At 61.2% G+C, this 25,223-nt stretch carries 22 protein-coding genes; 12 read left to right on the plus strand and 10 right to left on the minus strand.

Annotated features, from left to right (window positions below; all coding sequences use genetic code 11):
- Positions 1-13: 13 nt before the first annotated feature.
- Positions 14-1,561 (minus strand): MocR-like pyridoxine biosynthesis transcription factor PdxR, encoded by a 1,548-nt coding sequence (gene pdxR / locus AB3G88_RS28145; RefSeq protein ID WP_480452605.1) that lies wholly within the window; start codon positions 1,559-1,561, stop codon positions 14-16.
- A 90-nt stretch (positions 1,562-1,651) separates the two neighbouring features.
- On the opposite strand from pdxR, the gene AB3G88_RS28150 reads away from it, so the two are divergent.
- From AB3G88_RS28150 to AB3G88_RS28160, 3 genes are read left to right on the plus strand one after another with little or no spacing between them, the layout of a single operon-like run.
- The gene (locus tag AB3G88_RS28150) at positions 1,652-2,290 is read left to right on the plus strand and encodes an FMN-binding negative transcriptional regulator (RefSeq protein WP_480452607.1); all 639 of its coding nucleotides are present in this window, start codon (positions 1,652-1,654) and stop codon (positions 2,288-2,290) included.
- Positions 2,287-2,733 (plus strand): GNAT family N-acetyltransferase, encoded by a 447-nt coding sequence (locus AB3G88_RS28155; RefSeq protein ID WP_099586070.1) that lies wholly within the window; start codon positions 2,287-2,289, stop codon positions 2,731-2,733. The genes AB3G88_RS28150 and AB3G88_RS28155 overlap by 4 nt, the downstream gene beginning before the upstream one ends.
- Before the next feature lie 10 nt (positions 2,734-2,743).
- Complete coding sequence (locus tag AB3G88_RS28160) at positions 2,744-3,418, plus strand: GNAT family N-acetyltransferase (protein WP_480452610.1); 675 nt, start codon at positions 2,744-2,746, stop codon at positions 3,416-3,418.
- A gap of 3 nt (positions 3,419-3,421) precedes the next feature.
- On the opposite strand, the gene AB3G88_RS28165 is transcribed toward AB3G88_RS28160, so the two are convergent.
- Complete coding sequence (locus tag AB3G88_RS28165; protein WP_480452612.1) at positions 3,422-4,318, minus strand: homocysteine S-methyltransferase family protein; 897 nt, start codon at positions 4,316-4,318, stop codon at positions 3,422-3,424.
- 112 nt (positions 4,319-4,430) lie between these two features.
- Here AB3G88_RS28165 and AB3G88_RS28170 point away from each other — a divergent pair, with 112 nt between their 5' ends.
- The 3 genes from AB3G88_RS28170 (at position 4,431) to AB3G88_RS28180 (ending at position 7,475) form a co-directional block, all read left to right on the plus strand.
- Positions 4,431-5,252 (plus strand): ABC transporter substrate-binding protein, encoded by an 822-nt coding sequence (locus AB3G88_RS28170; protein ID WP_480452614.1) that lies wholly within the window; start codon positions 4,431-4,433, stop codon positions 5,250-5,252.
- Positions 5,249-6,019, plus strand: a complete 771-nt coding sequence (locus AB3G88_RS28175) for an amino acid ABC transporter permease (protein ID WP_099586074.1) — start codon at positions 5,249-5,251, stop codon at positions 6,017-6,019. The genes AB3G88_RS28170 and AB3G88_RS28175 overlap by 4 nt, the downstream gene beginning before the upstream one ends.
- Positions 6,020-6,164: 145 nt before the next feature.
- Positions 6,165-7,475 (plus strand): autotransporter outer membrane beta-barrel domain-containing protein, encoded by a 1,311-nt coding sequence (locus AB3G88_RS28180; RefSeq protein ID WP_480452617.1) that lies wholly within the window; start codon positions 6,165-6,167, stop codon positions 7,473-7,475.
- 84 nt (positions 7,476-7,559) lie between these two features.
- On the opposite strand, the gene oadA is transcribed toward AB3G88_RS28180, so the two are convergent.
- Entirely contained in the window at positions 7,560-9,368 is a 1,809-nt protein-coding gene (gene oadA, locus AB3G88_RS28185; RefSeq protein ID WP_099586076.1) for a sodium-extruding oxaloacetate decarboxylase subunit alpha, read from the minus strand.
- 11 nt (positions 9,369-9,379) lie between these two features.
- On the minus strand, positions 9,380-10,795 hold the full coding sequence (locus AB3G88_RS28190) for an acetyl-CoA carboxylase biotin carboxylase subunit (RefSeq protein ID WP_003213442.1): 1,416 nt from the start codon (positions 10,793-10,795) through the stop codon (positions 9,380-9,382).
- A gap of 195 nt (positions 10,796-10,990) precedes the next feature.
- Between AB3G88_RS28190 and AB3G88_RS28195 the strand changes: the two genes are divergently transcribed.
- Entirely contained in the window at positions 10,991-11,965 is a 975-nt protein-coding gene (locus AB3G88_RS28195) for a LysR family transcriptional regulator (RefSeq protein WP_099586077.1), read from the plus strand.
- On the opposite strand, the gene AB3G88_RS28200 is transcribed toward AB3G88_RS28195, so the two are convergent.
- The 3 genes from AB3G88_RS28200 to AB3G88_RS28210 form a co-directional block, all read right to left on the minus strand.
- The gene (locus tag AB3G88_RS28200) at positions 11,895-12,092 is read right to left on the minus strand and encodes a PA3496 family putative envelope integrity protein (RefSeq protein ID WP_099586078.1); all 198 of its coding nucleotides are present in this window, start codon (positions 12,090-12,092) and stop codon (positions 11,895-11,897) included. The genes AB3G88_RS28195 and AB3G88_RS28200 overlap by 71 nt on opposite strands.
- Positions 12,093-12,240: 148 nt before the next feature.
- Complete coding sequence (gene hexR, locus AB3G88_RS28205) at positions 12,241-13,107, minus strand: transcriptional regulator HexR (RefSeq protein WP_003177007.1); 867 nt, start codon at positions 13,105-13,107, stop codon at positions 12,241-12,243.
- 161 nt (positions 13,108-13,268) lie between these two features.
- A complete protein-coding gene (locus AB3G88_RS28210; RefSeq protein ID WP_099586079.1) occupies positions 13,269-16,142 on the minus strand; it encodes an EAL domain-containing protein in 2,874 nt (957 codons plus the stop codon).
- A 278-nt stretch (positions 16,143-16,420) separates the two neighbouring features.
- Here AB3G88_RS28210 and uvrD point away from each other — a divergent pair, with 278 nt between their 5' ends.
- The 3 genes from uvrD (at position 16,421) to AB3G88_RS28225 (ending at position 20,212) form a co-directional block, all read left to right on the plus strand.
- Positions 16,421-18,604 (plus strand): DNA helicase II, encoded by a 2,184-nt coding sequence (gene uvrD, locus AB3G88_RS28215; RefSeq protein WP_099586080.1) that lies wholly within the window; start codon positions 16,421-16,423, stop codon positions 18,602-18,604.
- 189 nt (positions 18,605-18,793) lie between these two features.
- The gene (locus AB3G88_RS28220) at positions 18,794-19,663 is read left to right on the plus strand and encodes a Tim44 domain-containing protein (RefSeq protein WP_099586081.1); all 870 of its coding nucleotides are present in this window, start codon (positions 18,794-18,796) and stop codon (positions 19,661-19,663) included.
- 141 nt (positions 19,664-19,804) lie between these two features.
- Positions 19,805-20,212, plus strand: coding sequence for an SMI1/KNR4 family protein (locus tag AB3G88_RS28225; RefSeq protein ID WP_400525709.1), 408 nt, complete (start codon positions 19,805-19,807; stop codon positions 20,210-20,212).
- A 57-nt stretch (positions 20,213-20,269) separates the two neighbouring features.
- On the opposite strand, the gene AB3G88_RS28230 is transcribed toward AB3G88_RS28225, so the two are convergent.
- Positions 20,270-22,033, minus strand: a complete 1,764-nt coding sequence (locus AB3G88_RS28230; RefSeq protein WP_191946669.1) for a cation:proton antiporter — start codon at positions 22,031-22,033, stop codon at positions 20,270-20,272.
- A gap of 291 nt (positions 22,034-22,324) precedes the next feature.
- Between AB3G88_RS28230 and AB3G88_RS28235 the strand changes: the two genes are divergently transcribed.
- Positions 22,325-22,801 carry an acyl-CoA thioesterase gene (locus tag AB3G88_RS28235; RefSeq protein WP_028618540.1) on the plus strand — a complete coding sequence of 159 codons (477 nt, stop codon included), beginning with the start codon at positions 22,325-22,327 and terminating at the stop codon, positions 22,799-22,801.
- A 79-nt stretch (positions 22,802-22,880) separates the two neighbouring features.
- Here the strand turns inward: AB3G88_RS28235 and pdxY are convergent, their stop codons facing one another.
- Entirely contained in the window at positions 22,881-23,753 is an 873-nt protein-coding gene (gene pdxY / locus AB3G88_RS28240; protein ID WP_099586084.1) for a pyridoxal kinase PdxY, read from the minus strand.
- Between the two features lie 117 nt (positions 23,754-23,870).
- Between pdxY and AB3G88_RS28245 the strand changes: the two genes are divergently transcribed.
- Complete coding sequence (locus AB3G88_RS28245; RefSeq protein WP_099586085.1) at positions 23,871-24,266, plus strand: DUF3301 domain-containing protein; 396 nt, start codon at positions 23,871-23,873, stop codon at positions 24,264-24,266.
- Here the strand turns inward: AB3G88_RS28245 and AB3G88_RS28250 are convergent.
- Positions 24,260-25,222, minus strand: coding sequence for a CobW family GTP-binding protein (locus AB3G88_RS28250; protein WP_099586243.1), 963 nt, complete (start codon positions 25,220-25,222; stop codon positions 24,260-24,262). The genes AB3G88_RS28245 and AB3G88_RS28250 overlap by 7 nt on opposite strands.
- Position 25,223: the final 1 nt, after the last annotated feature.

The raw sequence follows: 25,223 nt of genomic DNA on the forward strand, positions 1-25,223 counted from the left end.
CTTGCATGGACCCTCATGACCAGGCTTTACGCAAGCGCATAAGCGCCTGGGCAATTGCGACTTCGGGCACCGCTGCGAACCCCAGGACGAGGCCGGCACGTTGGTCGGGCGCGGTGACAGAGTTCGGCAGCCAATAAGTGCTCAGGCCATTGATCTCGACATCGGCGGAACGCGCCTGGGCCAGCAGCTCACGCTCCCGGGCGAGGCTGTCCACGCGTACGGTCAAGTGCAGGCCGGCGGCGACGCCGGGCAATTCGCCAACCCCCGGCAGTGCGTGCGGCCATCCTGCGAGCAAGGTGTTACGCCGACTCAACGCGGCGCGGCGCATGCGGCGAATGTGCCGCTGGAAATGCCCCGTCGCCATGAACTCGGCCATTACCGTCTGGGTGCTGATCTCCGAGTGCCGCACATCCACTGCCCGGCGCTGAGCGAATGCCTGCACCAAGCCTGGCGGCAGTACCAGATACCCGAGGCGCAGCGCCGGGAACGCAACCTTGCCAAAAGTGCCGACGTACAACACCCGTCCACTGCGATCCAGCGCCGCCAAAGGTGCCAGCGGCGCGCCGCTGTAGCGGTACTCGCCATCGTAGTCGTCCTCGATGATCCAACAGCCACGTCGTTCGGCCCAGGCCAACAGTTCCAGGCGCCGCGTCAGGCTCATCACCACGCCCAACGGGTACTGGTGGGATGGGGTGACGTACGCCAAATGACAGTCATCCAGCGCCGACAGCGCCCTGCAGTCGATGCCTTCCTGGTCTACGGCCACGCCATGCAAGGTTGCCCCGGCAACGGCGAAGGCATGGCCGGCGGCGCGGTAGCCTGGATTTTCAATGGCCACCCCCGTACCGGGCTCAACCAACAGCTGTGCACAAAGGCTGATTGCCTGCTGCGCGCCACTGGTGATCACTATTTGCTCAGCACTGCAATGCATACCCCGGGAACTGCGCAGATAAGCAGCGATCAAGCCACGCAAGCGGCCATCACCCGCCGGGTCGCCGTAACACAGCTGCTGAAAGTCCGGCTTGCGCCAGAATGCCGCGTTCAGCTTGGCCCACACGTCGAAAGGGAACAGATCAAAAGCCGGCACGCCCACGCGAAAAGCTCGTGGAGGACCCGTTGGCGGCAGCGGCAGATGGTTCTTTTCCATCCGCTCAATAGCCGGGCTGTGGATAACCTGCACCGGGAAATTTTCTGCTGATTCAGCGCAAATTGTGGATAAGGCTGGGGATAAGCCTGTTGAAAACCCTGTGGACAGTTTTGTGGATAATTTTTTTGTCGGACTCGGCGCAGGCGTCAATTGCGCCACATACGTGCCATCACCCACCCGCCCTTCGATAAACCCTTCGGCGTACAGCTGATCGTAGGCCCGCACCACGCTGTTGCGGGAGATCGCCAGCGCGGCCGCCAGATCGCGGCTGGCCGGCAAACGTGTGCCGCTGACCAATCGCCCGTCCAACACCCGTTGGCGCAACGCTTGATAAAGCTGACGGCTAAGGCCCTGGCGGCGATCCAGCTCAATACCGGCGGGGTTGAAGGACAGCGGAGGTTCGATGGCTGGCACGCAATTGGACCTATGAAATGAGCAGTAGATGGCTCTTACAACGAACCATTAGCCTGCCTAGGATGCAGGCATTCGCCAAGGAAAATATTTATGTACACACCTCGCGCCTTCGCCATCGACGACTTGCCTGAAATCCAGCAACTGATCCAGCACACACGCCTGGCGCAGGTGGTGACCTTTGGCGAGCAAGGCCTGCAGGCCAGTCACCTGCCGCTGTTGCTCAACCCCGATGAAGGCCCCAACGGCACGCTCTATGGACACCTGGCCAAGGCCAATCCGCAATGGCGCGACTTGCAAAATGGCAGCGACGCGCTAGTGATTTTCGCAGGCGCCGACGCCTACATCAGCCCGGCGTTCTACCCGGCCAAGGCCGAGCACGGCAAAGTGGTGCCGACCTGGAACTACATCGCCGTCCACGCTTACGGCAAAGCTGAAGTGTTCACCGACGCCGAGCGCCTGCTCGCGCTGGTCAGCGCCCTGACCGAACGCCACGAAACCGGCCGCGCCCAACCCTGGGCCGTCAGCGACGCTCCGGCCTACTACATTGACGGCATGCTCAAGGCCATCGTCGGCTTCGCCCTGCCGATCAAACGTGTGATCGGCAAACGCAAACTCGGCCAGAACCGCAGCGCGGCAGATATGGCCGGCATGCGCGAAGGCCTGGCCGCCAGCCCCGACGTGCGCGACCAGGCCCTCGCGCGCTTTATTCCCCAAGGAGTTTCAGAATGAGCCAGATCGACATCCGCCCCGTCACCGCCGCCGACCACGCCGCGTGGCTGCCGCTGTGGCAGGCCTATTTGACCTTCTACAACACCGAGCTGCCTGACGCAGTGAGCCAGAGCACCTGGCAACGCCTGATCAATCCCCAGGAACCGACCTACTCGGCCCTGGCCTGGCAGGACGGCAAAGCGGTGGGCATGGTTAACTTCATCTACCACCGCTCCAACTGGAGCATCGAGAACTCCTGCTACCTGCAGGACCTGTTTGTGGACCCGAGCCAGCGCGCTACCGGCGTGGGTCGCAAACTGATCGAATTCGTCTACACCACCGCCAAAGCGGACGGCTGCTGCAAGGTCCACTGGTTGACCCATGAGACCAACGCCACGGCGATTCAGCTGTACGAACGCATCGCCGAACGCCCTGGCTTTATCCAATTTCGCAAAGGCCTTTAAGGAGCGCAGCATGTCCATTTCCCCCGCCGACTGGAAAGGCGTCCAGGCACCCAGCACCCACCTGCTTGAAGGGCGCTTTATTCGCCTGGAAAAACTCGACCCGGCACGCCACGCCGATCAGCTGTGGCAAGCCCTTGATGGTCCGGGTGCCGATCCGAAGCTTTGGGATTACCTGCCTTACGGGCCGTTTACCGAGCGTGCCGCATTCGATGCCTGGCTGAACAACCACGCCGCCAACAGCGACCCGTATTTCTTCAGCGTGGTTGACCGCGCCAGCGGCGAAGTACAGGGCATCCTCAGCCTGATGTCCATCGTCCCGGCCCAGGGCCGCATCGAGATCGGCCACGTCACTTTTGGCGCACCGATGCAACGCTCGCCGAAAAGCACCGAAGCCGTTTACCTGCTGGCCAAGTACGCATTCGAACAGGGCTACCGCCGCCTGGAATGGAAGTGCAACAACGGCAATGCCCGCTCCAAATACGCGGCCGAGCGGTTGGGGTTCAGTTTCGAGGGAGTGTTCCGCCAGCACATGGTGGTCAAGGGGCAGAACCGCGATACCGCGTGGTATTCGATTCTGGATGGGGAGTGGCCGAAGGTAGGCGCAGGGTTTGAGGCGTGGTTGTCGGAGTCCAACCAGAGCGCTTCGGGTCAGTTGAAAGGCCTGGCGGAGTGCCGCCAGGCTTAAGCCTTACTTCAGCTTTTGGGCCAGCACCGCAATATGCTCCGGCCCGATCCCGCAGCAACCGCCCAAGTGGCTGGCACCGCGTTTCTGCCAGTCCGCGGCCCAATGCAGGTAGCCCGGCGGGTCGAGGTCGTCGCGCAATGGGTCCAGGCCATCATTGGCCGTGGCTTCCTTGGGTTGTGGCGGGAAGGCATTGGCGTAGGCGCCGATCTGGATCGCCACGCCAAGGCGCGCGAAGGTCTGATGCGCCGCGTCGATGGCCGCGCCAATCACTTCCGGCTGGCTGCAATTGAACAACAGCACCTGCACGCCCAACTGCGCCGCCGCTTCGGCGGCGCCTGTCACCGACTCGCCGGAGCGCAGGCGCGGCACGTCGTCGGTGTCTTCGTCTTTCAAGGTAAACGACAGCCAGAACGGCTTGCCATCCTGCGGCAGGCCGGCCTTGATCGCCTTCGCCTCAATGATCGAACTCTGGGTTTCCGCCAGCCACAGATCAACGTGGGGCGCCAGGCCCTGTACCAGAGGCGTCAGCAGTTCGGTCACCCGCTCAGCCTCGAACAGATCGGGGCGATACGAGCCAAACAGCGGCGGTAGCGAACCGGCCACCCGCACGTTTTTGCCCGAGGCCGTCACCGCACGACGCGCCAACTCACCCGCCAACGCCGCCAGGGCTTGGCCTTCAGCCGCAAACCGCGCTTCACCGATATGAAACGGCACCACCGCGTAGCTGTTGCTGGTGATCACGTTGGCACCGCTGTCGATATAGGCCGCGTGTACCGCCTCCACCGCCTGCGGCGCTTCGCTCAAGGCCAACGCCGACCACTCCGGCTGGCGGAACGGCGCGCCACGGCGTTGCAGTTCACGGCCCATGCCACCATCGAGGATTACTGTTTCTGCGCCCATATGCTTTTTACTCATAAGCTTATGAAAATAACTCACTATGAGAGTCGTTCTTATAACTATTTAATACGTTCAATCCGGTTCGTACCAACTCTTTTTTCTAAAGGTGTCCTTCGTGAAACTTAAACCCCTGCTGGCCCTGGGCCTGATGATACTGGCTGCCTCGACCCAAGCCTTCGGCGGGGCCACGCTGGAGCGGATTGAACAGAAAAAAGAGCTGGTGGGCGTGCTGATGGAAAGCTATCCACCGTTCTCGTTCCTCAATGACCAGAACCAACTCGACGGCTTCGACGTCGATGTGGCCAAGGCCGTGGCACAAAAGTTGGGCGTAAAGCTGCGCCTGGAAACGCCGTCCTGGGACGTTATCGCCGCCGGTCGCTGGAGCGGGCGCTACGATATCTGCGTCTGCTCGATGACCCCGAGCAAGGCCCGCGCCGAAGTGTTTGATTTCCCGGTGGAGTACTACGCTTCCCCGGCCGTGATCGTGGTCAATGCCAAGGATGACCGCATCCACGCTGCCAAGGATCTGAGCGGCAAGAAAGTCGGCCTCACCAGCGCCTCCAGCTATGAGAGCTACCTGAACAAGAACCTGGTGATCGAAGGCGCCGAAGACACGCAGTTGCAGTACCCATTCGAGAACGTGCAGATCGCCCCGTACGACACCGATAACGTCGCCTTCCAGGACCTCGGCCTGGGTGCCGGCGTGCGCCTGGATGCGATCCTCACCAACCTGGTCACCGCCCAACCGCGCCTGACCCAGGACAAGCGCTTCAAGCTGGCTGGCGAACCGCTGTACTCGGAGCCCAACTCTGTGGCCATCGAAAAAGGCGACGCCGCGTGGGACAGCAAAGTGCGTGAGGTGTTTGCCCAGCTCAAGCAGGACGGCACCTTGAGCAAGCTGTCGCAAAAATGGATCGGCGCTGATATCAGCCGATGAGTTTTCGCACGCGGCTTTACCTGACCTGGGCGGCGCTGTTCGCCCTGTTTGCCAGTTTCTTCCTGAGCTTTGACCTGAAGTTCTCGATCATTCTCGACAAGCTGCCGAACCTGGTCGGCCTGCATCTGGCGCCCAATGGCTTCCTGCAGGGCGCGGCGTTGACGCTGTTCCTGTGCCTGTGTTCGATTCTGGTGTCGTCGGCGCTGGGTTTCGTCACGGCGCTGGGGCGCCTGTCCCGCAGTGCGGTGGCGTTCGGCATCGCGACCTTCTACGCCTCATTTTTTCGCGGTACGCCGCTGCTGATCCAAATCCTGCTGATCTACCTGGGCCTGCCGCAACTGGGCTTGGTACCTGGGGCGATCACGGCCGGGATCATTGCGCTGTCGCTGAACTATGGCGCCTACCTGAGCGAAATCTTCCGCGCCGGCATCCTCGGCGTGCCCCACGGCCAACGCGAAGCCGCCCTCGCGCTGGGCATGCGCGACAACGCGATCTTTTGGCACGTCACCCTGCCCCAAGCCATGCGCACCATCGTTCCACCGGCCACCAACCAGTTCATCTCGATGCTCAAGGACTCGTCCCTGATCTCGGTGATGGGCGTGTGGGAGGTGATGTTCCTGGCGCAATCCTATGGCCGTTCGAGCTATCGCTACATCGAGATGCTCACCACCGCGGCGATCATCTATTGGGTGATGTCCCTAGGGCTGGAGCTGATCCAGGCGCGGATGGAGCGTCACTATGGCAAGGGTTACGTTCGGCGTCGGTAAACCGCCGCCATTCGCCCTATCGCCCAGCGTTTCAAATCGCAGCAGACGAGAGACATCTCCCGCAAACCAGTGGCTGCGAGCCTGACATTTATCCTCCCTGTACCTCGCTAAATTCCCCGCCTCATATATCAAGAGGTGGGTTTACATGCGGTTCTTACAGAAACAATTCGCGCTGGCCATGACCCTGGTGCTGGGGGCCGTCGGCGCTCAAAACGCACAGGCACGCGGCGACATGGAGCCCGACAGCGAATGGCTCGACCAGCTCGTGGCAGGCAACGAAAAAGCTTATCCAGAGCCTGCCATTCCAGCGCCCGAAGACGTCTACCTCGCCGACCACGCCACCAGTCGAAACGGCCTGAGTGTCGCCCGCATGCTGGACTCCGCAGTCCACGACCTGCTGGCGTCGGACGAACTGGGTTATTGGACGAAATACGAACTGGAGGATTACCTCCAGTACTTGGGCAGCCTGGAGCCGGGCCGGCTAGGTGCCGTGCTGGAACAAGTGGCCGGTAGCCAAAACGCCAACCTGGGCACCGCCACCCAAAACAGCATGAAACAGCTGAATGCCAGCCTGCATTCGGCAATACGCCAGTTGGATAACGACACTGGCGAGACGGGCCGCGTTTGGGTCCAAGGCCTGGGCAACAGCGGCAGGCTCGATGGGCAACACGGCAGCGCCGGTTTGAAACAACGCAACCAAGGTCTGTTGCTGGGGGCCGACTGGTCAATCGACCCGGCGTGGCGGATCGGCGTGGTGGGTGGCAAGTCTGGCAGTGAACTGAGCGCCAAGCGTTTCAAGGGCGAATTGGACAGCTGGCACATGGGCGCCTATGCGGTGCGCCAGGACGGGCCGCTGGCGTTGCGCCTGGGTGCGCTTTACAGCAGCCATGCCGGTCGAAACAAACGCGGTGTCGACTTTGACTTCATCGATTATAGCGAGCACCTCACGGGCAAGTACAAAGCCCAGAGCCAAAACGCGTTCGCCGAAATGGGCTACCAGTGGGACACGGGCGGCTTGCGCGTCGAGCCCTTTGCCGGTTTGGGTTTCCAGCGTTATCAGCGCGACCGGTTCCAGGAGAAAGGTGGCTACAGTGCCCTGAACGTCGGAACACAAACCCAGCAAAACCTCAGCAGCACCTTCGGCCTGCGCCTGGCCCGCGACTTCAGGCTGGACAACCAGATGACCCTCAAACCGCACCTGAGCACCCACTGGAAACACCTGTATGGCAACGTCGACAGCCGTGTGCGCCAGTCCTTCGCCGGAGAAAGACGCGAAGACTTCAGCAGCGACTTCACCATCGACGGCACCTCCCTGGACCGCAACAGCCTGGCGATGCGTACTGGCCTGGACATGGCGCTGTCAGCCGAACATAGCGTGGGCCTCACCTATTCCGCCGAGTTCGGCAGCAACAGCCGCAACCAGGGGCTGATGGGCCAATGGGCGATGACGTTCTAAGACGCACAATCGCCTGATCATCAGGCGAAAAAAAAGGGGGGCACATGCCCCCCCGAGGATTAAGCGGTAGTGTCGAAGGCTGTATCAGCCTTCGATTTCAATCAGGATTTCGCCAGGGTTCACCCGGTCGCCCTTGGCCACATGAACGGCGGTTACCTTGCCGGCAATCGATGCCTGCACTTCGGTTTCCATCTTCATGGCTTCGGTGATCAGCACAGCCTGACCGGCCTTGACCACGTCGCCTTCCTTGACCAGCACGTCGACGATATTGCCCGGCATCGCCGTGCTGACATGGCCCGGCTCGCTGGCCTGCTTGCGCTTGCTGCTGCCGCCGCCGACAAATTCGTTGAGCGGTTCGAACACCACTTCTTCCGGCATGCCGTCGATGGACAGGTAGAAGTGACGCTTGCCTTCGGCTTTCACGCCGACACCGGTAATGTCCACGCGGTAGCTTTCGCCGTGCACATCAATGACGAACTCGGTCGGCACACCTTCACCACCGGCACGGGCTACGCCGCCGGCTTCAGGGATCGGCAGCAGCACTTCGGGGGCCAAGGTGCCGGCATCGCGCTCTTCGAGGAACTTGCGCCCGATATCCGGGAACATCGCGTAGGTCAGCACGTCTTCTTCGGACTTGGCCAGTGCGCCGATTTCACCGCGCAGCTTGGTCATTTCCGGCTTGAGCAGGTCGGCCGGGCGCACGTCGATCACTTCTTCGCTGCCGATGGCCTGGCGACGCAGCTTCTCGTTAACGGTGCCCGGCGCTTTGCCGTAGCCGCCTTGCAGGTAGAGCTTCACTTCGTTGGTGATGGTCTTGTAGCGCTCACCGGCCAGCACGTTGAAGAACGCCTGGGTGCCGACGATCTGCGACGTTGGCGTCACCAGCGGCGGGAACCCGAGGTCTTCACGCACACGCGGGATTTCGGCCAGCACTTCGCTCATACGGTTGAGGGCGCCCTGCTCTTTCAACTGGTTGGCCAGGTTGGAGATCATCCCGCCCGGTACCTGGTTGACTTGAACACGGGTGTCGACCGCGGTGAATTCACTTTCGAACTGGTGGTACTTTTTGCGCACGGCATAGAAGTACAGGCCGATCTCTTGCAGCAGCTCCAGGTCGAGGCCGGTGTCGAATTCGCTGCCTTTAAGGGCGGCGACCATCGACTCGGTACCCGGGTGGCTGGTGCCCCAGGCGAAGCTGGAGATGGCGGTGTCGATATGGTCGGCACCGTTTTCGATGGCCTTGAGTTGGCACATCGCAGCCAGGCCGGCGGTGTCGTGGGAGTGGATGAAGATCGGCAGGTTCTGCTCGGCCTTCAGCGCCTTGACCAGTTCGCCGGTGGCGTACGGCGTCAGCAGGCCGGCCATGTCCTTGATCGCGATCGAGTCGCACCCCATGGATTCCAACTGCTTGGCCTGGGCCACAAACGCATCGATGGTGTGCACCGGGCTGGTGGTGTAGGCGATGGTGCCCTGGGCATGTTTGCCGGCGGCTTTCACCGCTTCGATGGCCACGCGCAGGTTCCGCACGTCGTTCATCGCATCGAAGATGCGGAACACGTCGATGCCATTCACGGCGGCTTTGGCGACGAAGGCCTTGACCACATCGTCGCTGTAGTGGCGGTAGCCCAGCAGGTTCTGGCCACGCAGCAGCATTTGCAGGCGGGTGTTAGGCAACGCGGCGCGCAGTTGGCGCAGGCGCTCCCACGGGTCTTCTTTCAAAAAGCGTACGCAGGCGTCGAAGGTCGCGCCGCCCCAGACTTCCAGGGACCAGTAGCCGACTTTGTCGAGCTTGTCGCAGATCGGCAGCATGTCGTCAGTGCGCATGCGGGTCGCCAGCAACGATTGGTGGGCGTCGCGCAGGATGGTGTCGGTGACAAAGATTTTCTTGGACATTGTTGTATTCCTCACAGGCCTGCGTGGGCGGCGATGGCGGCGGCGATGGCCAGGGCCAGCTCTTCGGGTTTGCGCTTGATCGAGTAGTTGGTCAGCTCAGGGTGGCTTTCCACAAAGCTGGTGTTGAACTGGCCGCTGCGGAATTCCGGATTGCGCAGGATTTCCTGGTAGTAGGCGGCGGTGGTCTTCACGCCTTGCAGGCGCATGTCGTCCAGGGCACGCAGGCCGCGGTCCATGGCTTCTTCCCAAGTCAACGCCCACACCACCAATTTGAGGCACATGGAATCGTAGAACGGCGGGATGGTGTAGCCGGTGTAGATCGCCGTGTCGGTGCGCACGCCGGGGCCGCCGGGCGCGTAATAACGGGTGATCTTGCCGAAGCTGGGGAGGAAGTTGTTCTTCGGGTCTTCGGCGTTGATACGGAACTGCAACGCAAAGCCACGGTGCTGGATGTCTTCCTGTTTCACCGACAGCGGCAGGCCCGAGGCAATGCGGATCTGCTCACGAACGATGTCGATCCCAGTGATTTCCTCGGTGATGGTGTGTTCCACCTGCACCCGGGTGTTCATCTCCATGAAGTACACCTCGCCCTCGGCGAGCAGGAACTCCACGGTACCGGCGTTCTCGTAGCCCACGGCCTTGGCGGCACGCACCGACAGGTCGCCGATGTAGGCGCGCTGTTCAGGGGTCAACTGTGGGCTTGGGGCAATTTCGATAAGCTTCTGGTTGCGGCGCTGGATCGAGCAATCACGCTCGAACAGGTGCACCACGTTGCCAAAGCTGTCACCGAGGATCTGCGCCTCGATGTGCTTGGGATTGACGATGCATTTTTCCAGGAACACTTCCGCCGAACCAAAGGCCTTGGTGGCTTCGGAGATAACGCGGGGGAAGGCTTGTTCAAGTTCTTCGCGACTGTTGCAACGCCGAATCCCGCGACCGCCACCACCGGAAGTGGCCTTGAGCATCACCGGGTAACCAATGCGGTCGCCTTCGGTGAGGGCTTCGGCGATGTCGGCGACGTTGCCTTCGGTACCCGGAGTCACCGGTACACCGGCCTTGATCATGCTGCGGCGCGCTTCGGTCTTGTCGCCCATGCGGCGGATCACTTCCGCGGACGGGCCGATGAATTTGATCCCACGTTCGGCGCAGATGTCTGCCAGTTCGGCGTTTTCCGACAGGAAGCCGTAGCCGGGGTGCAGCGCATCACAACCGGTTTCCACGGCCAGGTTCACCAGCTTGCGCGGGTTCAGGTAACCGGCTAGAGGCTCGGCACCGATGCTGTGGGCTTCGTCGGCACGTTTAACGTGCAACGCGTGGCGGTCGGCGTCGGAATAGACCGCAACCGAGCGAATGCCCATCTCGGCGCAGGCACGCACGATGCGTACGGCAATTTCACCACGGTTGGCGATCAGGATCTTTTTTATCACTTGGAAATTCCCTTGAGCCGATTGCTGCGTTCTTCGACCCGCTGGAGCCGGGTCGGCGCGTGACTAAATGTTTCATGACAGTCGCGAGACACACACTAAGCCCCAACAGGGATTAACAAAAATCAATAATTATTGGGTTGTGTATAAGTAAAGACTTATAGTCAGCGCATCATGGCCGGGATGGGTATTTGAATTATGCGTAAGTCATTGATGCGTATGACATTGCGTCAATTGCAGGTTTTCAATGAAGTGTGCGATTTGCGTTCATACAGCCGCGCCGCCGAGGAAATGTCCCTCACGCAACCGGCCGTGAGCCTGCAAATTCGGCAGCTGGAGGAACTGATCGGCCAGCCGTTGTTCGATTATGTCGGCAAAAAACTCTACATGACCGAGGCTGCTGAAGCGCTGCAACGGGCCAGCCGCGACATTTTCGGGCGCCTGGAAAACCTCGATATGCAGCTGTCGGACATGCAAGGTTCACTGCAAGGCCAACTGAAGCTCGCGATTGAGTCCAGCGCCAAGTACTTCGTGCCGCATCTGTTTGCCGCGTTCAAGCGCCAGCATCCAGAAGTACAACTGCACCTGACGGTGGTCAACCGCGCCCAGGTGATCCGGCGGCTTTCCGACAACCGCGACGACCTGGTGATCATGTCCATGGTGCCCCAGGACATGGGCCTGGAATTCCTGCCGTTTCTCAACAACCCGATTGTCGCGGTGGCACTGCCGGATCATCCCTTGAGCCTGCAAGGACCGCTGCGTCTGCAAGACCTGGAACCCTACACCCTGCTCATCCGTGAACCGGGCTCCGGCACGCGAATGGCCTGCGAGGAATACTTCAAGGAGAAACGTGTGCACTTCACCCAGACGGTGGAAGTGGCCTCGGCCGAGGCTCAGCGCGAATGCGTCTGCGCAGGCCTGGGTGTGGCCTTGCTGACGCGGCATGCGGTGAATATGGAACTGGCCACCGGCGGGCTCAAGGAGCTGCCGGTGGAGGAGCTGCCGCTGTACCGCAGCTGGTGCCTGGTGCAGGCCAAGGCCAAGCGCCTGTCACCGGTGGCCCATGCGTTCCTGGGCTTTATCCGCAGCGAGCGGGTGCAGATCAGCGCGCTGGCTGAACGCTTCGCTGGGCAGCCGCGGGTGCCTGCCAGTGGAGTTCCGGGTAATCACTGATGCTCTGGAGCAGTTGGCGCTCCTGGCAACGGTCTTCAATTGCGCGACGGAACGCCATGCGGCGCTGGTCTTCCTGCTGACGACGGGTTTTTACGGCGCTGTTGCTGTCTTCGTAGGGACGGGCCATTTGGAATCTCCCAATGCGAGTACGGGAGTTCAGAATGGCGTTGGCGGATGACGTGGCGATGACAACCTGATGAAGATTCTGGATACACAGGAGATGCCAATGTGGGAGGGGGCAAACCCCCTCCCACATTTGGATCTGTGTACAGTTTTTAGTCGTCGAGGGCTTTGACGGACTTGGGCGACAACCGCAGGCTGCGCAAGCTGCGCTTCACACTCTTGAGGTGGTTGACCAGGCTCGGCCCGCGCGCCATGGCCACGCCCATCGCCAGCACGTCGATCACTACCAGGTGGGCAATGCGCGAGGTCAGCGGGGTGTAGATTTCGGTGTCTTCATGCACGTCAATCGCCAGGTTGACCGTGGACAGTTCGGCCAATGGTGTCTGGCTCGGACACAAGGTGATCAACGACGCGCCGCTTTCACGCACCAGGTTGGCGGTGATCAGCAGGTCTTTGGAACGGCCGGACTGGGAAATACAGATCGCTACGTCGGTCGGCTTCAAGGTCACCGCCGACATCGCCTGCATGTGCGGGTCGCTGTAGGCCGCCGCCGTCAGCAGCAAGCGAAAGAATTTGTGCTGGGCATCTGCCGCCACCGCGCCGGACGCACCAAAACCGTAGAACTCCACACGCTGGGCCTGGGACATGGCCGTCACGGCCTTTTGCAGCTCCACCGGGTCGAGTTTTTCACGCACTTCCATGAGGGTGTGCAAGGTGGTATCGAAGATCTTGAGGCTGTAGTCGGCGACGGAGTCGTCTTCGTGAATCGCAAACTGCCCGAAGCTGGCACCGGCGGCCAGGCTCTGGGCCAGCTTGAGTTTCAAGTCCTGGAACCCGGAGCAACCGATGGCTCGGCAGAAGCGCACGATGGTCGGTTCGCTGATACCCACGCTGTGGGCCAGGTCGGCCATGGAACTGTGCATCACAGCCGCAGGGTCAAGCAGCACGTGATCGGCAACCTTGAGTTCCGATTTGCGTAACAGGTGGCGCGACTGGGCGATATGTTGCAACAGGTTCAAAGGACGGACTCTTGTTATTGGCAGGGCCAGGGGATGTAGCAAGCTTGTAGTTATACTACAAGAATTGTCGTTTTGCCCGTCCGACGCATCACTAAATTGCCCTGACCCCCTGATATTCAAAGGCCAGGAGCTTTGTAGCCACTCGGGCGCCCTTGGCGTCGCTAAGGAAAATCTGCATTTTTCCGTAACAAATCCGCCAGCCCGTCAGCCTGCATGGGGCGGCTGATCAAATAGCCCTGCACTTCGTCACAACGCTCCGCCCGCAGGAAATCCAACTGCTGCTGATCTTCCACGCCTTCGGCCACGACCTTGAGTGCCAAGCCGTGGGCCATGGCGATGATGGCTCGGGTGATGGCTGCATCCTCGCGCCCTTGCCCCAGCCCACGAATAAAGGTCTGGTCGATCTTTACGTAGTCCACAGGGATGCGCTTGAGGTAGCTGAGGGACGAATAACCCGTGCCAAAGTCGTCGATGGCCAGCTTCACCCCCAGGTCCCGCAACTGCTGGAAGGTAGCGATGATGTGTTCGACGCTGTCGAGCAATTGGCTCTCGGTCAGTTCCAGCTCCAGGTATTGCGGGTCCAGGCCGGTTTCTTCCAGCACCTGACGCACCAGGCTGACCAGCTTGCCCTGGCGTAACTGGTGCACCGACAGGTTCACCGACACCCGAATCGGCGCCAACCCCTGGCGCTGCCATTCACAGGCTTGCCAACAAGCCTGGCGCAACACGAATTCGCCCAGCGGCACGATCAGGCCCGTTTCTTCGGCCAGGCCGATAAAGTCGCAGGGCGGCACCATCCCCCACTGCGGGTGCTCCCAACGAACCAACGCCTCGGCAGCGTTCAGCCTGCCCGTGACCAGGCACAGCTTCGGTTGGTAGAACACCGAGAGCTGGCGCTCATCAATGGCTTTACGCAGATGGTTTTCCAACTGCAGACGCTCTAGGGTGCTGGCTTGCAGGCTGTCGGTGTAGAACTGGAAGTTGTTGCCGCCCAAGTGCTTGGCGTGTTGCATGGCCATGTTTGATTGGCTGACCAGCTCGGAAATTTCCCGCGCATTGTCGGGCAGCAGGCTGACGCCCATTGAGGCACTGACCACCAGCTCATGCCCCTCCACCGTCACGGGTACCCGCAGCTTGGCCAGCAGCCGCGTGGCTACCCGCGCCAGGCTCGACAGGCTGCCGTAGGCGTCGAACAACACGGCAAATTCATCGCCGGACAGGCGTGCAATGGTGTCGGCTTCGGGCAAGGCATTGATCAGCCGGCGCGCCATTTTTTGCAGCAACTGGTCCGCCACTTCATGGCCCAGGCTGTCATTGAGCAGCTTGAAGCGATCCAGATTGATATGCAGCAACGCCAGGCTGCGCCCGCCCTGGCGCACGCGCTGGTGGGCTTCGCGCAAGCGTTCGCGGAACAGCGAGCGGTTCGCCAACCCGGTCAACTCGTCGTAATGGGTGAGGTAGCGCATGCGCTCCTCGGACTCGCGCCGCGCCGACAGATCAGCGAAGAAGCCCACGATATGACTGACGTTTCCGCGAACATCGCGCACCACATTCAGTTGCAGCCACTGCGGATAAAGCTCGCCGTTCTTGCGTGTTTCCACCAGTTCGCCCTGCCAGGTGCCGTGGCTGAGCAAGGCTTGGCGGATCACCGGGAAGTGACGCCGCGCATCGCGGCTGCTGGGTAGCTCTACCACGTTGCGACCGAGCATGTCGTCGATGTCAAAGCCGGTGACGCGACTGAAAGCCTGGTTGACCGCGATCAGCGCGTAATTCGGATCGAGGATCACGATGCCTTCGCTGGCGGCTTCAAATACGGTCGAGGCCAGCCGTTGTTGTTCTTCAAGGGCCTTGCCGGCGCTGATGTCACGCCGCGTGCCGAGCATTCGAATCACGCGCCCACTGGGCGCACGCTCCACCGCGCGGCCACGGTCTTCGATCCACACCCAGTGCCCATCGCCATGGCGCACGCGGTATTCCACCTGGTAATCCTCGGTGCGCCCCTTGAGGTGTTCCACCAGCGCACGCTTGAGCAGCGGCAAGTCATCCGGGTGCAGGCGCGGCTTGAGGTGGCCGAGCATGGCCGTGACGTACTCCGGCTCCAGGCCGAACAACTCTTTAAGCTGGGTGTGGTGGACTTCGTCGGTTTGCAGGTTCCAGTCCCACAGGCCGAGTTCGCTGGCTTGCAGGGCCATAGCCAGGCGCGCTTCGCTCTTATTCAGCGCAAGGCTGGCGACGTCCAGTTCCTGGCTGCGTTGCGCCACGCGGTCCTGCAGGCCGATCTGAGCTTCACGAAGCTCCTGCTCGACCTGACGACGCTGCTCGACTTCACGCACCAAGTCCTGATTCAACTGCTCGCTGCGCTGCTGCGCCTGCTGGAGATGCTCGATCAAGGCCTGGTTCTGGAAACGCCGCAGGAGTTCACGCTGGATCAGGCGGTTGACCTGCCAGGCCACCAGGTTCAGCGACACCAACAGGATCAGGCCGAGTACACCCCAACCTTGTTGCTGCGGGCTGCCATCCCATAACAAGTAGACAATGGACGGCACCAGGCAGGGCACGGCGAAGGATAGAAACGCCGGCAGGCTCACGGCGTAGGCCACGCTGGCCGACAACGTCGCAGCGCCGATCAGGCCGAACACCCAGGCTTGCTGCATGAAGCTGTTCACCGGTGCCAGGGCGATGGCGGCAGTTGCCAGCGTCAGGCCACTGACCGCCGAGCCGAGCATGAACATGCGCCGCCAGATTGGCTGGGCCTGACGGCTGGGCATGGCTGAATCAAAGGCCGCCACCTGGATAACGCGCATGGCCACCAGGGCCAGCAGCCAGACCAACCAGATGCTGTCCAACAGGTATTGCTTGGGATTCCACAGCAGCCAGGCGCAGACCAGGCCGTTCACCAACATTAATAGGGTCGGCAACAGCGAGCCCTGATACAGCAGGCGCGTGCGCTCAACCGCCATCTCAGTGGCGTAATGTTTGCGGATAACCTGCGCGGGCGCCATCGAGGGGCCAAGCAGGTCGGTGCTGAGGGTCATAGGCAATGTTCTTATAATGGTGAGCCCGAAACGTCGACGGAGCATACACAAGCAAGCGCCCGGGCCAAACTGCTCCATGTCATAAAACTGCGCGGTCACACGGCGCAAAGCTCGGCGCCAGACAGCTTCAGCGAGACCCTGCGCGGGCTGTGGCCATTGACCGACCGGTCATCACCCTGGGCAGAATGTTGAGCCGCCCTAGACTGCGCCGGATATTTTCCATCGACCACCCGGCATTGGGATTTGCCCGACTCCCCCCAGCACCCTAGAATGCGCCGATGCGCGATGATCTCTCTCTTTTGCTTAACTCCCTCAACGATGCCCAACGCCAGGCCGTAGCGGCCCCCGTTGGCCGTCAGTTGGTCCTGGCCGGTGCTGGCTCCGGTAAAACCCGAGTGCTGGTGCACCGTATCGCCTGGTTGATCCAGGTCGAAAACGCGTCCCCGCATTCCATCCTGTCGGTGACGTTCACCAACAAGGCCGCTGCCGAGATGCGTCACCGCATCGAACAGCTGATGGGCATCAGCCCGGCCGGCATGTGGGTGGGCACCTTCCACGGCCTGGCGCACCGCCTGCTGCGGGCCCATTGGCAGGAGGCAGGCCTCGCCCAGACCTTCCAGATCCTCGACAGCGATGACCAGCAACGCCTGGTCAAGCGCGTGATCCGCGAGCTGGGCCTCGACGAACAGCGTTGGCCCGTGCGCCAGGCGCAGTGGTTTATCAACGGGCAGAAAGACGAAGGCCTGCGCCCGCAGCATATCCAGGCCAGCGGCGACTTGTTCCTGGCGACCATGCGCAGCATCTATGAAGCCTACGAGGCTGCCTGCGCACGCGCTGGCGTGATCGACTTCTCCGAGCTGCTGCTGCGCGCCCTCGACCTGTGGCGCGACAACCCCGGTTTGCTGGCCCATTACCAGAAACGCTTCCGCCACATTCTGGTGGATGAGTTCCAGGACACCAACGCCGTGCAGTACGCCTGGTTGCGCCTGCTGGCCAAGGGCGGCGACAGCCTGATGGTGGTGGGTGACGACGACCAGTCGATCTATGGCTGGCGCGGCGCGAAAATCGAGAACATCTATCAGTATTCCGACGACTTCCCGGACGCGATCACCATCCGCCTGGAGCAGAACTACCGCTCTACCGCCGGTATCCTCAAGGCCGCCAACGCCTTGATCGCCAACAACACCGGGCGCATGGGTAAAGAACTGTGGACCGACGGCGGCGAAGGCGAAGCGATCAACCTGTACGCCGCCTTCAACGAGCATGATGAAGCGCGCTACGTGGTGGAAACCATCGAAAGCGCGTTGAAAACTGGCCTCTCACGCAGCGACATCGCCATCCTGTATCGCTCCAACGCCCAATCGCGGGTATTGGAAGAAGCCTTGTTGCGCGAACGTATCCCGTACCGCATCTATGGCGGCCAGCGCTTCTTCGAGCGCGCCGAAATCAAGAACGCCATGGCCTACCTGCGCTTGCTGGAAGGTCGCGGCAACGATGCGGCGCTGGAGCGGGTGATCAATATCCCGGCCCGTGGCATCGGCGAAAAAACCGTCGAAGCGATCCGCGACCATGCGCGCCACGCCGATGTGTCGATGTGGGAAGCGATGCGCTTGCTGATCGCCAACAAAGGCCTGACCGGCCGTGCCGCCGGTGCGCTGGGCGTATTTGTCGAGCTGATCGAGAACCTGGCCGCCAAGTGCATGGAAATGCCACTGCACTTGATGACTCAGACCGTGATCGAGCAGTCCGGGCTGATCGCCTATCACGAAGCGGAAAAAGGCGAAAAAGGCCAGGCTCGGGTAGAAAACCTTGAGGAACTGGTCAGCGCCGCCCGTGCGTTCGAAAACACCGAGGAAGACGAAGAGCTGACACCGCTCGCCGCTTTCCTCGGCCATGCCTCCCTGGAAGCCGGCGACACCCAGGCCGATGAGCATGAAGACAGCATCCAGCTGATGACCTTGCACAGCGCCAAGGGCCTGGAGTTCCCGTATGTATTCCTGGTGGGCATGGAAGAAGGCCTGTTCCCGCACAAGATGAGCCTGGAAGAGCCCGGCCGCCTTGAAGAAGAACGGCGCCTGGCCTACGTGGGCATCACCCGGGCGATGCAGAACCTGGTAATGACCTACGCCGAGACCCGACGCCTGTACGGCAGCGAGACCTACAACAAGGTGTCGCGCTTCGTACGTGAAGTGCCGAAGGGCCTGATCCAGGAAGTGCGCCTGTCCAACAGCGTCAGCCGCCCGTTCGGCGGTGGCCAGCAGCAGAACTCCAGCAGCATGTTTGCCGGTTCCGAAATTCCGGAAACCCAGTTCAGCCTTGGCCAGCAGGTCCGGCATTCCGTGTTCGGCGAAGGCGTCATCCTCAACTTCGAGGGTGCCGGCGCCCAGGCACGGGTGCAGGTGAACTTCGCCGAAGGCAGCAAGTGGCTGATGATGGGTTACGCGAAGCTCGAAGCCGTCTGAAACATTTGCCTACATGAAGCTTATTGGCCCGCCCTTGTTTTTAACGAGCGCGGGCCAATATCTTCCATTAGTCCTACAGACCTTTCGGAATCGGTCTTACGCAAAAGCCCGAAACATTATGCCGCTAGCCACTGTCACTACACCTGTGCAACATGGCGCGCGTGCAATCCACAAATGGGAATTCCCTTTATGAAACGTTTTCTTAGCATCGCCATGGCGTTGTGCATCGGCCTGACGATGAGCCTCGACGCCAACGCCAAACGCTTCGGTGGCGGCAAAAGCTCGGGCGCGGCGCCGACTCACCAGACCAGCCAAATGGCTCCATCCGCCGGTGCAGGCGGTGCTGCCGCTACTGCAGGCGCAGCCGGTGCTGCAGGCGCCGCGGCCAAGGCCGGCGGTGCGTCGCGCTGGTTGGGCCCTCTGGCCGGCATCGCGGCCGGTGGCCTGCTCGCTTCCATGTTCATGGGCGGCGGCTTCCAGGGCATGCAGATCTTCGACATCCTGATCATGGCCGTCATCGCCTTCCTGGTCTTCCGTTTTATCGCCGCCCGTCGTCGCAAGCAGCAGGAGCACATGGCTCCAGCCGGCGCGCCGATGCAGCGTGAAGTGTTCGAGCAGAAGCCAGCCATGGGTTCGATCTTCGGTGGTTCGGCAGCACCTGCTGCGGCCCGTCCGGTGATCAACGCACCGGCCTGGTTCAACGAAGAGCGTTTCGTCGAAGCGGCCCGTAGCCACTTCCAGTCCCTGCAGCAACACTGGGACGCCAACGAAATGGACAAGATCGCCGAGTTCGTGACCCCGCAACTGCTGGAGTTCCTCAAGCGCGAACGCGCCGAGATCGGCGACGCGTTCCAGTCGACCTACATCGACGACCTGCGCGTACAGCTGGACGGTGTGGATGATCGCGCCGACAAGACCATCGCCACCCTGACCTTCAGTGGTGTGTCGAAGACCTCGCGCTTCGACCAGGGCGAAGTGTTCAGCGAAAGCTGGAACATGGAACGCCCTCAAGGCGAAAACCAGCCTTGGCTGGTCGCCGGTATCCGCCAGAACGGCTGATACCCCCGCGCTTGCAAGCCGTAACAAAAAACCCCGGACATGTCTCATGTCCGGGGTTTTCTATTTCACGGTTGCACTTATAGCGAGCTACTGTATAAAACGCCCCTATAAACCGCGCCATCTAGCAAGAGGATCCCGGCCGTGGAAGAAATCATCGAACAATTGCGTGAAGCCAACGAACCGGTCCCGGTTCCTCTGGAACTGCCTGACGAAGATCAACTGGTGGAAATCGAAGAACAACTGTTCATCGACATCCCGTTTGTCTTCCGTGAATTCCTGCTGGCCGTCAGCGATGTTGTATACGGCAGCCTGGAGCCGGTGACCGTCACCGACCCGCAATCCCACACCTACCTGCCGGACGTGGCCGCTAACGCCTGGGATGCGGGCGTTGACCGCAGCCTGATCCCGATCTGCCAGGACGGCGACGACTACTACTGCGTCGAAGAAGACGGCACCGTGGTGCTGTGGTCCAGCGAAGAAGAGCTCGTCCAGGAAGAAACCTGGGAATCGGTCTGGCACTGGGCGCGGGACGTCTGGCTCGAAAGCTGAGACCTGATCCCTGTGGTGAGCGGGCTTGTCCCGCGCCAGGCCGCAGAGCGGCCCACATCAGTGCTCCGGCGTATCCTTGTGGTTATCCAGCGTCTCCAGCAAGGCCACCTGCATCCGCGTATGCACGCGGATGAACCAGCGCCAGAGCACAGCCGCCACCGCTGCCGTGACTACGGCAATCAGCACCAGCAACTTGTTGGTCGGCAGAATACTGGCCGACAAGGCTGCCAGTAGCAGGAAGATCACCAGCAGCGACAGAATCGGGATCAGCTCGGCAATCACCCGCCGCACCCGCTGGGTATGCCGCCCAGCCATTTCCGGCTTGACGCTCATCTCCGCCAGCAACATCGACAGCGCCTTGAGCTTGCGGTAAGCCGCAATCAAAAACGGCAGCGACAACAGCAACGCCCCGCCCCAGATCAATGCCTTCTGCCAGCTCGGATCATTGATCCAACCTTCCAGATACCCACCAATGCGCGCCGCAAAAAAACTGCCGGCGAAGAAAATCGCGATTACCAGCGCCAGGTTCACGCCGACTTGCAGGATGATTCTGCGGATCATCGACGCCAGCATCGCGCCCTCGCCCTGAGGCTGAATGCTGCGCAGCCACTCGCCGTACATACCGAATACCCGGCTCATGCGCTTGGGCATCACCGCCGCGATCTTCAGCGACAGCGGATCAGCACCGCGAATCAGGTAAGGCGTCAGCAGCGTGGTGATCGCCGAAACGGCGACCGCCACCGGATACAGGAAGTCACTGGTCACCTGCAAGGTCATGCCCAGCGCGGCGATGATGAAGGAAAACTCGCCAATCTGTGACAGCCCCATGCCTACGCGCAGTGAGGTGCGGCCGTCATTACCGGCGATAAATGCGCCGAGGCCGCAGGACAACATCTTGCCGAGCACCACTGCCACGGTGATCACCGCGATGGGCCAGGCGTATTGCAACAGGATCTGCGGGTCGATCATCAGGCCAATCGCAACAAAGAAGATCGCGCTGAACATGTCGCGAACCGGCTCGATCAGGCGCTCAATCTTAATCAATTGCTTGGACTCGGCCATGATCGCGCCAATCAAAAACGCGCCCAATACCATGCTGTATTCCAGCTTGACCACCAGCAGGCAGAAACCAAAGCATAGGCCCAGCACGGTGATCAGCAGCATCTCGTTGCTTTCGAACTTGGCCACATAAGCCAACAGACGCGGCACCAGCAAGATGCCGATCACCAAGGCAACGATCATGAACAGCGAGAGCTTGCCGACCGTGGAGAACACCTCGCCGGAGCTGACCGTACCGCTGACGGCGATGCTCGACAGCAAGGCAATGATGCCAATGCCAAGAATGTCCTCGACGATCAGCACACCGAAAATCAGCTGCGCGAAACGCTGGTTCTTCATCTTCAAATCATTGAGGGCTTTGACGATGATGGTGGTCGAAGAAATCGCCAGGATCGCGCCGAGGAACAGCGAGTCCATGGTGTTCCAGTCAAACCAGCGGCCGATCTCGTAGCCGATCCAGATCATCAGGATGATTTCCAGGAAGGCCGCGATAAACGCCGTGGCACCTACCTTGAACAACTTGCGCAGGCTGAACTCCAGGCCCAGGCAGAACATCAGGAAGATCACCCCGAGCTCGGCGAGGGTCTTGATGGTGTCTTCGTCGTGGATCAGGCCGAACGGTGGGGTGTGGGGGCCGATGATGAAGCCGGCAACGATGTAACCCAGCACTACCGGCTGCTTGAGGCGATGAAACAGGACAGTGACTACCCCTGCCACCAGCATGATCACGGCCAAGTCCTGGATAAAGCTGATGGCGTGCATGGCGAGGGGCTCCTTGAGGGTACCGGCGCTTTTCCCACTTCCGCCCGCGCACATGAAACGTCGCAAAGTGCGGAAGGAAAAGTCTGCCTTTATCGTAAGAAATGCCCTGGGATGGGCTTTTGAAGGTTAACACCGCGACTTCCAGCAGAAAGCCGGTGCAATATATGGAAACAGATCGGTGCAGGCGTGACGGCAAGCCGACCACCGGCGTCCCGTAAAGGATAGCGCTGCAAAGATTCCAGCACCCGCAGAGGTGCGCCCCCAACCAATGCCTACAACCGTGAGTGTGCTATGGAACCCGGAAACGCCCAGCTGTCGATGACGGTATTGATGACCCCTGACATGGCCAACTTCTCAGGCAATGTCCATGGCGGCACCCTGCTCAAGTACCTCGACGAAGTGGCCTACGCCTGCGCAAGCCGTTATGCCGGTCGCTATGTGGTGACGCTGTCGGTGGATCAGGTGATTTTTCGCGAGCCGATCCATGTCGGCGAACTGGTGACGTTCCTTGCGTCGGTCAACTACACCGGCAATACGTCGATGGAAGTGGGCATCAAAGTGGTGACCGAGAACATCCGTGAACGCTCTGTGCGCCACACCAACAGCTGCTTCTTCACCATGGTAGCCGTCGACGACCAACGCAAACCGGCCGCCGTGCCGCCGCTGCAACCGCAGAACAGCGAAGACAAGCGCCGGTTTGTACAGGCCCAACAGCGTCGGCAGATTCGTCAGGAGCTGGAAAAGCGCTACCAGGAAATCAAAGGCTGAGACACGGCAAAGCCCGACCTGTAAACCCAATCAAAATGTGGGAGCTGGCTTGCCTGCTCCCACATTGGGTTTTGTGTGTTTATAGATCTATCGGCGTGGCTTCAAAACGTACGCGTGGGTGGGCAATACGATCCTGGGCCCGCACCAGTTCCAACTCGTAACTGGCGCAGGCCTGGGTTTCCAGCAGCACTTCGTGCACAGCCGCCGCGGTGAACTCAAAGGCGGCCAACAGGCTGTCGCCCAACAACACTCGCGCCAGGAACAACCCCGACGTCAGGTCGCCCACGCCCACCGGTTGGCGCGGGAAGGCCAGCAGCGGCCGACGCAGGTGCCAACTGCCGTCGGCGGTCACCAACAACATCTCGAAACCGTCCGGCAACTTGCCCGGGTAATCCAAATGTTTGACCAGCACGGCCTTTGGCCCGCGTGCCAGCAACGCCTTGGCCATCGCCAGGCAATCGAACAGCGACTGCGGCTTGCGCCCGGCAAAGCTGTCCAGTTCCAGTTGGTTGGGGCACAGGAAGTCGGCCATGGCAACGGCTTCGTCGAGCAGGAAATCGCTGACGTCCTGGGGCACGATGCAGCCTTTTTCCGGATGGCCCATGACCGGGTCGCACAGGTACAGGGCCTTGGGATTGATGGCCTTGATCCGCGCCACGCCGGTGAGAATCGCCCGGCCCTGGTCCGCGCTGCCCAGGTAGCCGGACAGCACTGCATCGCAATTGCCCAGCTCACCGATGGCGGCAATGCCTTCCACCAACGCAGGAATTTGCTGCGGTGCCAACACTTCGCCCGCCCACTGTCCATACTGGGTGTGGTTGGAGAACTGCACCGTGTTCAGCGGCCAGACATTCACCCCGACCCGCTGCATGGGGAACACGGCGGCGCTGTTTCCGGCGTGGCCAAAGACCACATGAGACTGGATCGCAAGCAGATGAGGTGTGCGTTTCATGCAGGGGATTTCCGTAAAGCCATTGAAATTCTGGCCGCGCAGTATGCGACTAAACGCAGCCTGTACGACAGACCGGCGACACAGTTAAGCTGCTCTCACTTTGTTGGAGTTTTTCGCATGCTGACCCTGGGAAACATGTTTGTGTTGATGCTGCTGGCGACCGGCGCCGCCTGGGTGTGGCACAACCACGGCCTGCGCGAGCGGGCGCTGGCGCGGGTCAAGCAGCATTGCGCCAAGCTCGATATCGAATTGCTCGACGGTGCCGTCGCGTTGAAGCGCATCGGTTTTGTGAAAGACGCCAATGGCCGGCGGCGTCTGGCGCGTATCTACAATTTCGAGTTCACCGTCACGGGCGAGACCCGTCACAGCGGGACTATCACCCAATTCGGCGCCCACAGCGCGCAGATCGAACTGGCGCCCTACCCGTTCGAGGCCAAGGAGGCGCTGCCCAGCGCTGAAGTCATTGAGCTGAGCCAATGGCGGCAGGATCACGCGGCCAAGAACCGTCAGTAACGGCAGGCTGCGAGCGCGGCCTGTAATGCGACCACGTCCTGTGGGGCGCTGAAGATCAGTTCGACACGAGAGTCGCGGCGCCATTCACTGGGCTGCCAGGTGAACGAGCTGTTATCCACAGCATTAACGGAAATCCAGCGATCACGGCTGTGGATAACCAGTTTGGCGCGGCGCCATTCAAGACTTTTTAGCCACAGCGCCAGACGCTCAGGATCAAATAGCTGGCTTGGATGCCAGCGCCAACCAATGCTCCAGCCGCCCTCCTGGGCCTGGCTCAAACAAATGGGCTGCGCGGGATCGCTCCAGATCGCCGGCAGTTGGGCCAGCCCCTTGGGCACTGCGAAGTTATCCACAGCCGCGCCTGCAATTGCGTTCAAGCCAGGTAGCTGGGCCAGCGGCAACTGCGCCTGGCGTGTCCAGTAAATCGCACAATCCGGTAACTGCCGTTGGATCGCATGGCGCTGGGTGGCATCCAGCGCCTCATCCTTGTTCAACACCAACAGCCCGGCACTGGCCAGCGCCTCCTGCTGCGCCACCGGCAAAGGCTTGCCCGCCGCCAGTGCTTGGGCATCAAGCACCAGCACACAGGGCTGGACCGCCAGCACCGCTTGCCACGGCGCTTCGCGCAACTGCTTGAGCAACTGCGCAGGATGGCCCAGGCCCGAGGGTTCGATAAACAAACGATCCGGCTTGGCCTTACGCAGCAAGCGGCCCAGGCCTACCTGGAACGGTGCACCATTCACACAGCACAGGCAGCCACCGGCAACTTCGCCGAGGGCAATGCCGTCGTCGTCCCGGGTCAGCAGCGCAGCATCCAGGCCGATCTGCCCGAACTCGTTGATCAACACCGCCCAGCGCTCGTTGGCCGGGCGTTGGGCGAGCAGATGCTTGATCAAGCTGGTCTTGCCGGCGCCCAAGGGGCCGGCGATCACGTGGGTGGGAATGTTCTGCAGCATC

The organism is Pseudomonas arvensis (genome assembly GCF_056688935.1).

Coding starts and splice junctions, on each gene's coding strand:
- AB3G88_RS28150 (WP_480452607.1), top strand. CDS start 1,652: ATGTACACACCTCGCGCCTTCGCCATCGACGACTTGCCTGAAATCCAG.
- AB3G88_RS28155 (WP_099586070.1), top strand. CDS start 2,287: ATGAGCCAGATCGACATCCGCCCCGTCACCGCCGCCGACCACGCCGCG.
- AB3G88_RS28160 (WP_480452610.1), top strand. CDS start 2,744: ATGTCCATTTCCCCCGCCGACTGGAAAGGCGTCCAGGCACCCAGCACC.
- AB3G88_RS28165 (WP_480452612.1), bottom strand. CDS start 4,318: ATGGGCGCAGAAACAGTAATCCTCGATGGTGGCATGGGCCGTGAACTG.
- AB3G88_RS28175 (WP_099586074.1), top strand. CDS start 5,249: ATGAGTTTTCGCACGCGGCTTTACCTGACCTGGGCGGCGCTGTTCGCC.
- AB3G88_RS28180 (WP_480452617.1), top strand. CDS start 6,165: ATGCGGTTCTTACAGAAACAATTCGCGCTGGCCATGACCCTGGTGCTG.
- oadA (WP_099586076.1), bottom strand. CDS start 9,368: ATGTCCAAGAAAATCTTTGTCACCGACACCATCCTGCGCGACGCCCAC.
- AB3G88_RS28195 (WP_099586077.1), top strand. CDS start 10,991: ATGCGTAAGTCATTGATGCGTATGACATTGCGTCAATTGCAGGTTTTC.
- AB3G88_RS28200 (WP_099586078.1), bottom strand. CDS start 12,092: ATGGCCCGTCCCTACGAAGACAGCAACAGCGCCGTAAAAACCCGTCGT.
- AB3G88_RS28210 (WP_099586079.1), bottom strand. CDS start 16,142: ATGACCCTCAGCACCGACCTGCTTGGCCCCTCGATGGCGCCCGCGCAG.
- uvrD (WP_099586080.1), top strand. CDS start 16,421: ATGCGCGATGATCTCTCTCTTTTGCTTAACTCCCTCAACGATGCCCAA.
- AB3G88_RS28220 (WP_099586081.1), top strand. CDS start 18,794: ATGAAACGTTTTCTTAGCATCGCCATGGCGTTGTGCATCGGCCTGACG.
- AB3G88_RS28230 (WP_191946669.1), bottom strand. CDS start 22,033: ATGCACGCCATCAGCTTTATCCAGGACTTGGCCGTGATCATGCTGGTG.
- AB3G88_RS28235 (WP_028618540.1), top strand. CDS start 22,325: ATGGAACCCGGAAACGCCCAGCTGTCGATGACGGTATTGATGACCCCT.
- pdxY (WP_099586084.1), bottom strand. CDS start 23,753: ATGAAACGCACACCTCATCTGCTTGCGATCCAGTCTCATGTGGTCTTT.
- AB3G88_RS28245 (WP_099586085.1), top strand. CDS start 23,871: ATGCTGACCCTGGGAAACATGTTTGTGTTGATGCTGCTGGCGACCGGC.
- AB3G88_RS28250 (WP_099586243.1), bottom strand. CDS start 25,222: ATGCTGCAGAACATTCCCACCCACGTGATCGCCGGCCCCTTGGGCGCC.